At 59.7% G+C, this 13,115-nt stretch carries 12 protein-coding genes and 1 riboswitch; of the genes, 7 read left to right on the top strand and 5 right to left on the bottom strand.

Annotated features, from left to right (window positions below):
* Nucleotides 1-78: 78 nt before the first annotated feature.
* Entirely contained in the window at nucleotides 79-639 is a 561-nt protein-coding gene (locus ACEG18_RS05580; RefSeq protein WP_368144021.1) for a restriction endonuclease subunit S, read from the top strand.
* On the opposite strand, the gene xerA is transcribed toward ACEG18_RS05580, so the two are convergent.
* From xerA to ACEG18_RS05560, 4 genes are all read right to left on the bottom strand, one after another.
* Nucleotides 608-1,591 (bottom strand): site-specific tyrosine recombinase/integron integrase, encoded by a 984-nt coding sequence (gene xerA, locus ACEG18_RS05575; RefSeq protein WP_195232258.1) that lies wholly within the window; start codon nucleotides 1,589-1,591, stop codon nucleotides 608-610. The genes ACEG18_RS05580 and xerA overlap by 32 nt on opposite strands.
* A 526-nt stretch (nucleotides 1,592-2,117) precedes the next feature.
* Nucleotides 2,118-2,546: a hypothetical protein gene (locus tag ACEG18_RS05570; protein WP_368135030.1), complete on the bottom strand. Its 429-nt coding sequence runs from the start codon at nucleotides 2,544-2,546 to the stop codon at nucleotides 2,118-2,120.
* Between the two features lie 8 nt (nucleotides 2,547-2,554).
* Nucleotides 2,555-2,645, bottom strand: a riboswitch (SAM riboswitch).
* A gap of 265 nt (nucleotides 2,646-2,910) precedes the next feature.
* Entirely contained in the window at nucleotides 2,911-3,897 is a 987-nt protein-coding gene (locus ACEG18_RS05565) for a hypothetical protein (protein WP_226802711.1), read from the bottom strand.
* A 123-nt stretch (nucleotides 3,898-4,020) separates the two neighbouring features.
* Nucleotides 4,021-4,674 carry a helix-turn-helix transcriptional regulator gene (locus ACEG18_RS05560; protein WP_035137462.1) on the bottom strand — a complete coding sequence of 218 codons (654 nt, stop codon included), beginning with the start codon at nucleotides 4,672-4,674 and terminating at the stop codon, nucleotides 4,021-4,023.
* Between the two features lie 277 nt (nucleotides 4,675-4,951).
* On the opposite strand from ACEG18_RS05560, the gene dpaL reads away from it, so the two are divergent.
* The 6 genes from dpaL to hydA all read left to right on the top strand — a co-directional run bounded on the left by dpaL (nucleotide 4,952) and on the right by hydA (nucleotide 12,164).
* Complete coding sequence (gene dpaL, locus ACEG18_RS05555) at nucleotides 4,952-6,166, top strand: diaminopropionate ammonia-lyase (protein WP_215694723.1); 1,215 nt, start codon at nucleotides 4,952-4,954, stop codon at nucleotides 6,164-6,166.
* A gap of 74 nt (nucleotides 6,167-6,240) precedes the next feature.
* On the top strand, nucleotides 6,241-7,626 hold the full coding sequence (locus tag ACEG18_RS05550; protein WP_055252228.1) for a YgeY family selenium metabolism-linked hydrolase: 1,386 nt from the start codon (nucleotides 6,241-6,243) through the stop codon (nucleotides 7,624-7,626).
* Nucleotides 7,627-7,827: 201 nt separating this feature from the next.
* Nucleotides 7,828-9,030 (top strand): knotted carbamoyltransferase YgeW, encoded by a 1,203-nt coding sequence (gene ygeW, locus ACEG18_RS05545; protein WP_372541666.1) that lies wholly within the window; start codon nucleotides 7,828-7,830, stop codon nucleotides 9,028-9,030.
* A gap of 14 nt (nucleotides 9,031-9,044) precedes the next feature.
* Entirely contained in the window at nucleotides 9,045-9,995 is a 951-nt protein-coding gene (gene arcC, locus ACEG18_RS05540; RefSeq protein WP_372541664.1) for a carbamate kinase, read from the top strand.
* A 177-nt stretch (nucleotides 9,996-10,172) separates the two neighbouring features.
* Nucleotides 10,173-10,787: a nucleotidyltransferase family protein gene (locus tag ACEG18_RS05535; protein WP_372541663.1), complete on the top strand. Its 615-nt coding sequence runs from the start codon at nucleotides 10,173-10,175 to the stop codon at nucleotides 10,785-10,787.
* A gap of 9 nt (nucleotides 10,788-10,796) precedes the next feature.
* Nucleotides 10,797-12,164: a dihydropyrimidinase gene (hydA, locus tag ACEG18_RS05530; protein WP_372541661.1), complete on the top strand. Its 1,368-nt coding sequence runs from the start codon at nucleotides 10,797-10,799 to the stop codon at nucleotides 12,162-12,164.
* Between the two features lie 119 nt (nucleotides 12,165-12,283).
* Here hydA and yqeC read toward each other — a convergent pair whose 3' ends face one another.
* Nucleotides 12,284-13,018 carry a selenium cofactor biosynthesis protein YqeC gene (yqeC, locus tag ACEG18_RS05525; RefSeq protein ID WP_372541659.1) on the bottom strand — a complete coding sequence of 245 codons (735 nt, stop codon included), beginning with the start codon at nucleotides 13,016-13,018 and terminating at the stop codon, nucleotides 12,284-12,286.
* Nucleotides 13,019-13,115: the final 97 nt, after the last annotated feature.

The raw sequence follows: 13,115 nt of genomic DNA, 5'->3' as shown, positions 1-13,115 counted from the left end.
TCATATTTGCCGAGATAAATGAGCTGAGCATCGCCGCCCATTCAGACATCCTGCGTCTGTAAATCACAATTTGTCGAGATGTTCGATAAGCCTGGCATTCCGATAAAACATCTTGAAGACATAGCTGATATTCAGGGCGGGATTACAAAGAACAAAAAACGAGAAGCCATGAAGTTGCAGCTTCCATACCTTCGTGTCGCCAATATTCTCCCCAATGAACTTGACCTAACGGAAGTGAAGACCATTGGACTGACGGAACAGGAGTATGAAGCCGTTAGGCTAATATCCGGCGACTTGTTAATTGTTGAGGGTAATGGCAGCGATACACAAATAGGAAGATCGGCAATTTGGAATGGTCAAATTGATCCTTGCGTCCATCAGAATCACCTAATCCGAGTTCGCCTAAGAGACGAGGCCCTCCCGCTTTATGTTCAAACTTTCTTGTCGTCCTCCGAAGGAAGGAGACAAATCATGGCTAAAGCGGTCAATACCTCAGGTTTACACACCTTAAGTACCAGGAAAATTCGATCAATTGAGATTCCTGTGCCTCCGTTTTCCCTCCAGAGAGAATTCGCTGACTTCGCCACTTCGATCGACAAATCGAAATTTAAGTTAGGTACCTGCGGTGGGATGCTTTGACATTGCGCTGGTCGACCATTGCGTACCTTAATGTGGTGTCTATTTTTTTATGGCCAAGGAGCACCTGGACTTGTTCGATGGGCATTCCTTTGTCGATTGCCTTTGTGGCAAGCGTTCTTCTGAACTTATGAGGGTGGACCCTTCCTAAATCAAGCTCGCGCCCCAGTTTTCTAAGCAGCGCCTCGACGCCGCCAATTTGTAGCCTCTCGTGTGGCGCCTTGCTCGACACGAAGAGTGCTTCCGAGCTGTCCATTCGGGTTGACAGGTAATTCTCGATATGGACTTTAGTCTTTGCGTCAAAATAGACGATGCGGTCCTTATTTCCCTTGCCGTGTACGATGCACTCACGATTGATGGTGTCGACAGAGCTCCTGTCCAACGAGACAAGTTCGCCCACACGCATGCCCGTGGAGCGCAACAGGTCGATCAGGGCAAGGTTTCGGGGCGACCCGCAGTTATCACAAAGAATCTCAACGACTTCATCGCTATACGTTTCCTTAATGGGTTGTGGGGCCTTGACCCTTTTAATGCGTCTAACCGGACTCTTGATGATATGGTCTTCATCTTCGAGCCATGAGTAGAAGCTTGAGATGATTCTTCGGACATTGTCGACGGTGACGCGACTGACGCCGGCTTTTTGCTGATAGTCGGAAAGATAGGACCTAATCTCTTCGGTTCCCAGGTCGCAGGCTGGCGTGTCGAACGATTCAAGCAGTTTATTAATGGTTGCTTCGTAGTAGGCGACAGTCCTATCCGAGCAACCTTCGAGGCGTTTCGCGGACAGAAAAAGATCGAGGAATGATTTGTTGTCACTGTCGCCGCTGTTCTCAGCTAACTGGTTTTCATCGAAAAGGCAGTGCGATAAAACCTTTTTGAGCTGGCGGTTCTGCTGCGTGGTCAGGTAGGGGAGCATGAGGCGGGTAATTTCTCTAGCCGTTTTCGTGAGATCCATGGTGGCGTCCTTCCTTGCGCGGTGGGTGGCGCTATTTCCCTTTGTTTACCCGTGCGTTATGGAAGGGATGCCGGGTGGCACTTCCGCTAGGCAGCGTCAAGGGGACCCGTGAAACCCTGCGCAGGCCTCTGCATCACTCCGGTGCGGCTTTGCCTGCAAAGCGAGATGTTCAGAAGCGTTTTCTTAGCGGGGGATGTCTTTCGGATTCTTTTGATGGGGATGTGGAAACACTGATGAAGTTTACGAATAGCGAGGTTGAGGGGTTCGCCTGTGCCCATCGCCTCTCGTGTGCGGATGGATGGTGCCGGTGGTTGTTTGAGACTGCAGTCGCGCCGACGGGATTGGTTGGGGTCGGTACAAGGCGAGCACGCCCCATGCCGTTATGGTAGATGCATCTTTGTCGATAGAGCGCTCGATTAATCTACGCGGGAGCGCTGAGAAGATCTTCCAGCATCGGGTCTACCCCGGCGGCGACCATGCCCTCGATCAGGTGCTGGGCGTGGAACCGACCAACTGTCCATGCGATTTATGAAAGCGTCTGACAAGCGCGCTCCTTGATATCAAATGCAGCTTTGCTTAGAACGATTGCCTCTGCGATGTCGGCAAATACGTCGTGATCTCCCCATGTCTTACAGGCTTGTATCATGCCCTGGTCGATAGCATCCATAACAAAGGTGCCGGATCCGTCCGCAACGCACACGCCGTCGGCGAAGAGTTTCCAGCTGGACGGCTCACGCGAGTCGTTTCTGGGCAGCTTAATCTGTAGTACGTGCGGGCCGCCAGCAGCACAGAGCTCTTCCTCGAGCACCTGCACCGTAAAGCGCATCTGGTGGGAGAGGCTGCTCTTGACCATGGCCGAGGCATAGCCGCTCGGCTCGTCCAGAAGATGCATTCGTTTTGGCTTGGTTGCCAGGTTGTGGAAGTTGCGCTCACTGCGCACGGAGAAATTGTCCATACGGACTCCTTTCATCGATGTTGGCAGGGCCACCGTGCCTCTTGGCCGGTTGGCGTCGGGATCGTGGAGCCAACTCTCTACCCCGACTCTGGATAAAACGCGCCCGCTCCTTGCGGGCAAGAGAAAGTCTATCAACGTGTACGGACAGAAATCAAGCGCCGCCTGCGAAATGACGCGTGAACGGCGTTGGTTCCCAAGTGATTATTCGGCTTTCATCCGGAAAAGTGTTGAAATAGGCACCTTAAAACTTCGGAAAAGTGTCAAATTCAATAGGCAAATTATCCGGAAAAGTGTAGCTGGATGACAAAACAGCACTTAGAAGCCGGTGCTGGATGCGGGATCCTGCGGCCGCCTTCAGCTCTCGCTACTCGTCGTCTCCGTCGTTGGGGTCGCCCTTGAGGGTGTTGATGTCCAGGTACTGGTTATCGTCCTCTTTTTGCTGGGTCTCCGACTCCGCTTGGGTGGGGCCGCGGAACAGCTGGAATCCCTCAAACGCAATGACGCCGAGCAGGGCAATGACAATGGCGATAAAGGCAACCTTGACTGCCTGCGGAAATTCCGAGAAACGCAGCGCCTTTTCCTTGGCGTAATAATCGGCGAAGCGCTCTTCGCCCGTGCTTTTGGTATACGCCGGTGCGGACGCGGCCTCCGGGTCATATTCCGGTGCAGGCGTGGCAGCGTACGGATCGTTGAGATAATCGCTCGATGCGGTGCCATAATCCTCTGTCTCGATGCGACCGTTGCCAGCATAGTCATCGGAATAATCGGAATATGCCGCACCGCCCTCATAGTCCGCGGCGCCCGTGTTGGCGGCAAAAAGCGGGTTAACTGGAACATCGAGCGCCGGCATGCCGGTAGAGGTCTCATCCAGATCGGCTGCAGCCCAGGAATCGTGGGCAACCTGATGGGCAACGGGCTCATCGAGCCTTGTGACCGGAAGCTTGCGTGCCGCAGGAACAGGTAACTGCTGGGCGTTGTACATAACGGTGCTGTCGGCCGATTTGCCCTGCGTCGCTGCAGCGAGAAATGCCGCCGTCTCGGACGGGTCGCTTGCGGGGCGGGGAGCGGGCGTGGGCGCCGAAGTGGGTGCGGGCGTAGGCGCGGGCGTCGAAACGGGCGACTGCGCAGGAGTCGGCGCAGATGCGGGCTTAGGCGCAAGTGCGGGATTGGGGTTTGACGGGCGAGCCCCGCCGCCCATGAGTTCGTCGGCGGTCCACGGGCGATCATCCATCACGTCGTCAAGGCTTAGCGAAAACAGGTCGTCTTCACCCTCATCGAACATGCGGTGCACATGTCCACCAATTGCCGGAATCAATCCGCGACCGGTGCATGATGCCTTGCTCAACGCCATTCTGTTCCATCCTTTCGAAATACTAATGACATCGATTATATGGAACTTCCCAAGCGGCCCGGTCTTGGATTCGTGCTTTCCAGAACTCGCACCCAAAAGGGGAGGGGCAATCCAGGCGAGTGCCTACTTGTCGCCGGCCGCCGCCTTGGCCTCATTGAGGTAGCTATAGAAGCTGTACTTGGAGATGCCAAAGAACTCGCAGGCGCGCTCGCTCGACTTGGAAATGAGGAAGGCGCCGCGACGGTCGAGGTAGCCAATGGCACGAATGCGCTCGTCTTTGGTCATGAGTGCCGCGGGCTTGCCCACAAACTGCTCGCACTCGTGCAGCAGGTCCTCGAGCAGGTCGCCGATGTTCTTGGTAATGGGCTCGGGCTCGGTATAGCCCGTGCCGCCGGTGCCGGTAAAGGCGTCGAGCGAACGCTCAAAAGCCTTCATAAGCGTAATGTCAAAGTTGATGCCCAAAATGCCGACGGGCTTGCCTTCGTCGTTGCGGATAAAGATGGTCGAGGACTTGAGCAGCTTGCCATCGGTGGTTTTAGTGAGGTACGGCTCGCGGTCGTGTACGTCGGTGCTGCCCTCGTGCATGGACTCAAACACAATATGGCTGGGGCCGTCACCCAGTTTGCGCCCGCTGACGTGGCCGTTTTCAATCACTACGATGGAGTGGTCCACGTCCTCGGTCTCCAGATCGTGGACGACGACTTCGCAGTTGGGGCCAAATTGGAGCGCCAGGCCGTGTGCGAGGCGCTTGTAAAACTCAATCTGTGCGGGGGTCATGGGTGCCTTCCTAAAAATTAGTTTGGGCACACTTTGCCATAAACCACATCTGTTCGCAAACAAATCCATCAACAAGGCAATTCATGACCGTTCGGCGGCGAAAAAGTACCGATTACGGCAACAAACAATTTGTTAGGTTTGCCAATCAAAAAGTGTGATAGAACAGTGCTAACAAACTTTTTGTTTGGCATCCACATAAAAGTTCAGTCGCATGAATGGGAATGGGCTGAAACGCGTATGCGGGAGCCGGCAAGAGAGGACTTAAGGAGTTCACCGTATGGCCGATAAGATCCAGTGGGCGGGCAACACGATGCCCAAGAGCGATGACAAGCACTTGGGAATCATGAGTCTCGACCACGTGAAGAAGGCCCGCGCCTTCCACCAGTCGTTCCCCCAGTACACCGTCACTCCGCTTGCCCGCCTGGACGGCCAGGCTGCGCGCCTGGGTCTGTCCAACCTGTGCGTTAAGGACGAGAGCTATCGCTTTGGCCTCAACGCCTTTAAGGTTCTGGGCGGTTCGTTTGCCATGGCCAACTACATTGCCGACGAGACCGGCAAGGACGTTGCCGAGTGCACCTTCGATTACCTGACTTCCGATCAGCTGGTCAAGGACTTTGGCCAGGCTACCTTCTTTACCGCCACCGACGGCAACCATGGCCGCGGTGTGGCATGGGCTGCCAACAAGCTGGGCCAGAAGGCCGTCGTGCACATGCCCAAGGGTTCCACCAAGCCCCGCTTTGATAACATCGCCGCCGAGGGCGCAACGGTGACCATCGAAGAGGTCAACTACGACGAGTGCGTGCGCATGGCCGCTGCCGAGGCCGACGCCTGCGAGCGCGGCGTCATCGTTCAGGACACCGCCTGGGAGGGCTACGAGAAGATCCCGTCCTGGATCATGGAGGGTTACGGCACCATGGCTTCCGAGGCTGCCGAGCAGCTGCGCGAGATGGCCATCAACCGCCCGACGCACGTGTTTGTCCAGGCTGGCGTGGGTTCGCTCGCCGGCGCCGTGGTGGGCTACTTCACCAACCTGTATCCCGATAACCCGCCCACCTTCGTCGTGGCTGAGTGCGCGCCTGCCGCCTGTCTGTACAAGGGCGCTGCCGCCGGCGACGGCGATCCGCGCATCGTGGACGGCGACATGCCCTCCATCATGGCCGGTCTGTGCTGCGGCGAGCCCAACATTCTGGGCTGGGATATCCTGCGCAACCACGTCACCGCCTTCGTGTCCTGCCCCGACTGGGTCACCGCTCGCGGCATGCGCACCCTGGGCGCTCCCGAGAAGGGCGACCCGCGCGTCATCTCCGGCGAGTCCGGCGCTGTGACCACCGGCCTGGTCGAGACCCTCATGCTCGATCCCGAGTACGCCGAGCTCAAGGAACTCATCGGCCTGGACAAGACGAGCTCCGTGCTCTGCTTCTCCACCGAGGGCGACACCGATCCCGACCAGTATCGCCGCATTGTTTGGGAAGGCGAATATCCCACTTGCTAATCGTTGGGGCGGAGTAAATAGGTATCGCTCCGCCACCTCACAGGTAGATTCCTTCGTTTGAAAGGTTATGAACAATGGCTAAAGAACTCGATTTCGACGCTATCAAGGCTGCTGCTGAGTCCCATCGTGCTGATATGACTCGCTTCCTGCGCGCTATGATCTCCCATCCCTCTGAGTCTTGCGAGGAGGGTGAGGTTGTTGCCTGCATCAAGGCCGAGATGGAGAGCCTTGGTTATGACGAGGTCAAGGTCGACGGCCTGGGCAACGTCATGGGCTTTATGGGCGAGGGCGACAAGATCATCGCCATCGACTCTCACATCGACACCGTCGGCATCGGCAACATCGAGAACTGGGACGCCGATCCCTATGAGGGCTACGAGACCGACGAGATCATCTACGGCCGCGGCGGCTCCGACCAGGAGGGTGGCATGGCTTCCGCTACCTACGCAGCCAAGATGATGAAGGACATGGGCCTCATCCCCGAGGGCTACAAGATCATGGTCGTCGGCACCGTCCAGGAAGAGGACTGCGACGGCATGTGCTGGCAGTACATCTACAACAAGGACGGCATTAAGCCCGAGTTCGTCATTTCCACCGAGCCCACCGACGGCGGCATCTATCGCGGTCACCGCGGCCGCATGGAGATCCGCGTCGACGTTCACGGTACCTCCTGCCACGGCTCCGCTCCCGACCGCGGCGACAACGCCATCTACAAGATGGCCGACATCATCGCCGACGTCCGCGCCCTCAACAACAACGGCTGCGACGAGTCGACCGACATCAAGGGTCTCGTCAAGATGCTCGACCCCAAGTACAATCCCGAGCACTTCGAGGACGCCCGCTTCCTGGGCCGCGGCACCTGCACCGTCAGCCAGATCTTCTACACCAGCCCCAGCCGCTGCGCCGTGGCCGATTCCTGCGCCATCTCCATCGACCGTCGCATGACCGCCGGCGAGACCTGGGAGTCCTGCCTGGACGAGATCCGCAACCTGCCGGCCGCCAAGAAGTACGGCGACGACGTGAAGGTCTCCATGTACATGTACGACCGTCCGTCCTGGACCGGCGAGGTCTACGAGACCGAGGCTTACTTCCCCACGTGGATCAACAAGGAGACCGCTCCGCACGTCAAGGCCCTCGTCGACGCCCACAAGGCCATGTTTGGTGACGAGCGCATCGGCTGTGAGCCCAGCATGGACAAGCGTACCGGTCGCCCGCTGTGCGACAAGTGGACTTTCTCCACGAACTGCGTCTCCATCCAGGGCCGCTACGGCATCCCCTGCGTGGGCTTTGGCCCGGGTGCCGAGTCTCAGGCTCATGCTCCCAACGAGGTCACCTACAAGGACGACCTGGTCACCGCTGCCGCCATGTACGTGGCTGCCCTGAACCTCTACGATCCGAGCCAGGCCGATGGCGACGCCACCGTGTTCCGCGCCGGTCTGACCAACAACAAGATCGATTAGTCCCATTCCTCGATTTTGTTGAGCCGGGGGCCGCTCGTGTCCCCGGCACCCCCTGTTGACTTGGGGCCCGCGGTCGTTATCTCCCATGCTTCCTCAACGGTGGCGGGTCCTCGTCATGGTGCTCTGCATGTTCTAGCCACACGCGCATGCCGGAGCACATCTACTCACTGCGATCGTTTCATCTTTAGAAAGGACATTTCCATGGACGCTAAGTTTACCGAGCTCGTCGAGCAGCTGAACGGCCTCGATTTTAAGGGTATGTACGGCAGCGACTTCCTGCACACCTGGGACAAGACTACCGATGAGCTCAAGGCTCTCTACATCGTCGCCGACGCCCTGCGCGAGCTGCGCGAGAACAACGTCTCGTCCAAGATCTTCGACTCGGGCCTGGCCGTCTCCCTGTTCCGCGACAACTCCACCCGTACGCGCTTCTCCTTCTCTAAGGCCGCCAACCTGCTCGGCCTTGAGCTGCAGGACCTGGACGAGAAGAAGTCCCAGATCGCTCACGGCGAGACCGTCCGCGAGACCGCTACCATGATCTCCTTCATGGCCGACGTCATCGGCATCCGCGATGACATGTACATCGGCAAGGGCGACGCCTACATGGCCGAGGTCTCTGAGTCCGTGCAGCAGGCCTACGAGGACGGCGTTCTGGATCACCGTCCCACGCTCATCTCCCTGCAGTCCGACTCCGATCACCCCACGCAGTCCTCTGCCGACATGCTCTACCTCATCAACGAGTTTGGCGGCCTCGAGAACCTCAAGGGCAAGAAGGTTGCCGTCACCTGGGCCTATTCGCCCTCTTACGGCAAGCCGCTGTCCTGCCCGCAGTCGCTGATTAGCCTGCTGCCCCGCTTTGGCATGGACGTCACCCTTGCTCACCCCGAGGGCTACGACCTCATGCCCGAGGTCGTCGAGCGCGCTAAGGGCTACGCCGCCGAGTCCGGCACCACCTTTAAGCAGGTCAGCACCATGGCCGAGGCCTTCGAGGGCGCCGACATCGTGATCCCCAAGAGCTGGGCTCCGTTTGCCGCCATGGAGAAGCGTACCAACCTGTACGCCGAGGGCGACGACGCCGGCATCGCAGCGCTCGAGAAAGAGCTGCTTGCCCAGAACGCCACCCATCAGGATTGGTGCTCCACGACCGAGCTCATGGAGAAGACTGCCAACGGCCAGGACACCATCTTTATGCACCCGCTGCCCGCCGACATCTCCGGTGTCTCCTGCGAGCACGGCGAGGTCAACGCCGACGTCTTCGACATGCACCGCGTGGGCATGTACAAGGAGGCCAGCTACAAGCCGTACGCCATCGCTGCCATGATGTTCCTGCAGAAGGTTGCCGATCCCGCCACTACCCTCAAGGCCCTCGACGAGCGCAACACCGCCCGTTGGTTCCAGGCCTAAAGCTGGGCTGAGAAATGGCTAAGCGTATCGTTGTCGCCCTGGGCGGAAACGCCCTCGGCGCCAACCTTCCCGAGCAGATGGAGGCCGTCAAGACGACTTCCAAGGCCATTGTCGACCTGATCGAGGAGGGCAACGAGGTCGTCGTCGTGCATGGCAACGGCCCCCAGGTGGGCATGATCGCCAACGCGATGGCCGAGCTCACGCGCTCTAACCCTCAGAAGTACATTCCCTGCCCGCTGTCCGTTTGCGGCGCCATGAGCCAAGGCTACATTGGCTATGACCTGCAAAACGCCCTGCGCGAGGAGATGCTCGACCGCAATATCGACAAGGGTGTCGCCACCGTGCTCACCCAGGTCGAGGTTGCGGCAGACGACCCGGCCTTTGCCGACCCGGTCAAGCCGATTGGTCCGTGGATGAGCGAGGCCGAGGCCAAGGAGCTGGAGGCCGACCGCGGCTATCAGTTCATCCATGACGAGAAGCAGGGCTTCCGTCGCGTGGTTGCCTCGCCCAAGCCCGTGAACATCGTCGAGCTCGACACCATCAAGTCGCTCGTCGATTCCAACCACGTGGTGATCTCCTGCGGCGGTGGCGGCATTCCCGTCACCAAGGCCCAAGGCAACCACCTTAAGGGCGCTGCCGCCGTCATCGATAAGGACTTTGCGGCCGAGAAGCTCGCCGAGCAGCTCGATGCCGATGCCCTGATTATCCTGACGGCCGTGGAGAAGGTTGCCATTGGCTTTGGCACCGACCACGAGCAGTGGCTCGACACGCTGACCGCGGCTGACGTAAAGCGTCTGTCCGAGGCCAACGAGTTCGGTCGCGGCTCCATGCTGCCCAAGGTCCAGGCCGCCTCGACGTTTGCCGAGAGCAAGCCGGGCCGCACGGCGCTCATCACGCTGCTCGAGAAGGCACGTGACGGTCTTGCCGGCAAGACCGGTACCACGTTTACCGGCGACGCTGAGTAGGCATATCTGCACCATTGAGGAGGGTGCCCTGCGTCGCGGGGTGCCCTCCTTTGTGCTATGGAGAGCCAAGGGTCGTTCGCTGGAAAACGAGTGCGTGCCTGTTCCGACGGAGTGTGAGCTTGGTATGGTGGGTATAGCAACTATGGTGTCCAAAGCAGCCAGGGGAGGTTTGCGGAGATGAAACTCGGTTGCGTCATTATGGCTTCGGGCGAGGGCAAGCGGTTTGGCTCCAACAAGATGCTTGCCGATATCTATGGCGAGCCGCTGATTGCCCGGACCATCGATTCGGTTCCCCGGGGCTTTGACGTTGTGGTTTCGACGCGTTGGCCCGAGGTCGCCCAGATTTGCGAGGACAAGCATTGCCCGTGTGTGCTGCACGATGGCGAGCTGCGCAGCGAAAGCGTCCGTGCGGGCCTTTCGTGGGGAGTCGAACGCAACTGGAAAGGTTGCCTCTTTTTGCCGGGCGACCAGCCGCTCGTGAGTTCGGATTCTTTTGAGGCTATGGTTCGTGCATTTGACGAGCGTGGCCGCAAACATCCGGTGCGCTTGGCGTGCAACGGTGAGCCTTCGAGTCCGGTGCTCTTTCCGGCGGAACTGTTCGATGCGCTCATGCGTCTTGAGGGCAAGGACGGCGGCGGTTCGATCCTCAAGGACAGTATTGACGTGGTGCTGGTCGAGGCGCGTGCCTACGAGCTGTGGGACGTCGATACCGCCAAGGGACAGCGACGCATAACGGAGCATATCGCCGCCTGCTCGTATTTTGATCGCGTGGCCAACAGCATCAATCAATAAGGAGCAATTATGATCATCATAAAAAACGGCGCGCTCGTGACGCCACAGGGGCTTCGCCGCGCCGATCTTGCCATGGATGGCGATAAGATCGTGCGGATTGCCGCGGCGATTGAGCCGGCCGAGGGCGATACCGTCGAGGACGCCGCGGGCTGCTGGGTGTTTCCCGGCTTTATCGACGGCCACACGCACATGCAGTGCTGGACCGGCATGGATTGGACAGCCGATAGCTTTGAGACCGGCACGCGCGCGGCTGCCTGCGGCGGCACGACGACCATCGTGGACTACGCGACGGCCGATCGCGGCGTGACCATGCCCGATGCCTTGGCCGAGTGGCATCGCCGCGCCGACGGAACCTGCACGGCCAACTACGCCTTTCATATGGCACTCGCCGAGTGGAACGAGCGCAACCGCGCCGATCTTTCGGCCATGTGCGAGGCGGGCGTATCGTCGTTCAAGACCTACTTTGCCTATGACCACCTGCGCCTGGACGATGCCGAGACGCTCGAGGTGCTCGAGGAACTCAAGCGCCTGGGCAGCATACTGTGCGTGCATTGCGAGAACGGCACGCTGGTGAATGAGCTGCAGAAGCGCGTGTTTGAGCAGGGTATCCACGGGCCCGAGGGCCACGCGCTCAGCCGTCCGGACGTGTGCGAGGCTGAGGCGGTGAGCCGTCTGCTGTATCTGGCGCACTTGGCCGGCGACGCACCGGTCAACGTGGTGCACCTTTCGACCAAGCTGGGGCTCGAGGCCATCCGTGCCGCCAAGGCGCGCGGGCAGAAGAATATCTATGTCGAGACCTGCCCTCAATATCTGATGCTCGACGATACTTGCTACTTGGAGCAGGGCGAGGACGGCTTTGCGGGTGCCAAGTATGTGATGAGCCCGCCGCTGCGCCATGCGGGTGACCGTGCGGCACTGCGCGAGGCGCTTGTGGCCGGCGAGATCGATACGATTGCGACCGACCACTGCAGCTTTAACCTGCATGGGCAAAAGGACCGCGGGCGCGACGACTTCCGCGCGATTCCCAACGGCGGGCCCGGCGTGGAGCATCGTCCCGTCGCGATTGCCACGAGCTTTGAGGGGCAGCTGGGCCCCGAGGATCTCTGCCGCTTGATGAGCGAGAACCCGGCACGCGTCTTTGGCATGTATCCGCGCAAGGGATGTCTTGCCGAGGGCGCCGATGCCGACGTGTGCGTGTGGGATCCCCAGGCACGCTGGACCATTCGCGCGGCGACGCAGCATCAGGCCGTGGACTACACGCCGCTCGAGGGCTTTGAGGCACATGGCCGCGCCAAGGCCGTGTTTGTGAATGGCGTGCTGGCTGCGCGCGACGGCGAGCCCACCGGAGCCCAACCCGGCCGCTACGTCCCCCGCTAGCAGGAAGGTCACCGGATTCCCCTCCGCAGTTGCGGTGGAATAGTTCCTGTTTAGCCGCCAAATAGGCCGTTTCAGGAACTATTTCACCGCAACTTATAGGTCTGCTGGGGCAGCGCCGGCTATTTGAGGCTGGTGGCGACGACGGAGCGGCCGAGGGCTGTCTCGAGGCGATCTGCCATCGTTGGGTCGGCAAGCGTGTCGACTTGGTTGAGCATGACGCGGGCATTGTTGAGGTTCAGCATCCGCAGCTCGGCATTGAGCGCCATGGCGACGCGCTCTGGGGTGGCAATGTCGGTGGGCTCGCAGCCGCAGCGCTCGCAGAAGAGCTCGGGGCGGTGGACAACCTCGGTGACGGGCTTGCCCAGCCCCGAGGCGCCGACGACCCAGACAACGTTTGCCGCGGCGGCGGGAATTACCGGCTCCCAGGCGGCATGCGCCTTGAGCGGGAGTCGCTTGCTGCCATCTGCCTCGGCCAACACATAGTCAAAGCGCTGCGCCAGCTCGTTGAGCGGCTCGGCGGGGGCGGAGAGCTTGCCCGTCTCGGGGTCCAAAACACCCGCCTGGCAGATACTTCCGCGGCTCATGCCCGCGCAGGCCTCGCAGGTGCAGCCGGGAACATGCAGGGCCCCCGGCTTCCAAGGTGCGGCGTCCAGGCGACGGCTCGACCCGTCCCATGGCACGCCGGCGACGGGAAACATGTGCGTGGTGGTGCAGAGGAGCACGCGGCCGCCAGCGCGCATGAGTTCGAGCCCTAGCGTCTTCAGCAGCGTCGACTTGCCGCCACTGCCGATAATCGCGGTAATGCCCGGCTCGATCTTGAGCGCGGAGGCAAGGTTTCCGCTCGTCGTTTCCATCTGTTCACCGCCGTATAATACTGTGATAATAAATAATCATCAGAGTAGCGGTCGAACCGCTTTTGCTCTGCTCAAACCGTAGCACAGGGAGGTGCCC

Source organism: Collinsella aerofaciens (assembly GCF_041537385.1).
Taxonomy (GTDB): Bacteria; Actinomycetota; Coriobacteriia; order Coriobacteriales; family Coriobacteriaceae; genus Collinsella; species Collinsella aerofaciens_BV.
The sequence above is the reverse complement of the archived record's forward strand: the minus strand, read 5'-3'. Positions and strand labels throughout refer to the sequence as shown.

What these genes read in the sequence shown, in the direction of transcription:
- ACEG18_RS05570 (WP_368135030.1), bottom strand. Translation starts at nt 2,546, where the DNA reads ATGGACAATTTCTCCGTGCGCAGTGAGCGCAACTTCCACAACCTGGCA.
- ygeW (WP_372541666.1), top strand. Translation starts at nt 7,828, where the DNA reads ATGGACGCTAAGTTTACCGAGCTCGTCGAGCAGCTGAACGGCCTCGAT.
- ACEG18_RS05565 (WP_226802711.1), bottom strand. Translation starts at nt 3,897, where the DNA reads ATGGCGTTGAGCAAGGCATCATGCACCGGTCGCGGATTGATTCCGGCA.
- dpaL (WP_215694723.1), top strand. Translation starts at nt 4,952, where the DNA reads ATGGCCGATAAGATCCAGTGGGCGGGCAACACGATGCCCAAGAGCGAT.
- ACEG18_RS05535 (WP_372541663.1), top strand. Translation starts at nt 10,173, where the DNA reads ATGAAACTCGGTTGCGTCATTATGGCTTCGGGCGAGGGCAAGCGGTTT.
- arcC (WP_372541664.1), top strand. Translation starts at nt 9,045, where the DNA reads ATGGCTAAGCGTATCGTTGTCGCCCTGGGCGGAAACGCCCTCGGCGCC.
- ACEG18_RS05550 (WP_055252228.1), top strand. Translation starts at nt 6,241, where the DNA reads ATGGCTAAAGAACTCGATTTCGACGCTATCAAGGCTGCTGCTGAGTCC.
- xerA (WP_195232258.1), bottom strand. Translation starts at nt 1,591, where the DNA reads ATGGATCTCACGAAAACGGCTAGAGAAATTACCCGCCTCATGCTCCCC.
- ACEG18_RS05560 (WP_035137462.1), bottom strand. Translation starts at nt 4,674, where the DNA reads ATGACCCCCGCACAGATTGAGTTTTACAAGCGCCTCGCACACGGCCTG.
- ACEG18_RS05580 (WP_368144021.1), top strand. Translation starts at nt 79, where the DNA reads ATGTTCGATAAGCCTGGCATTCCGATAAAACATCTTGAAGACATAGCT.
- hydA (WP_372541661.1), top strand. Translation starts at nt 10,797, where the DNA reads ATGATCATCATAAAAAACGGCGCGCTCGTGACGCCACAGGGGCTTCGC.
- yqeC (WP_372541659.1), bottom strand. Translation starts at nt 13,018, where the DNA reads ATGGAAACGACGAGCGGAAACCTTGCCTCCGCGCTCAAGATCGAGCCG.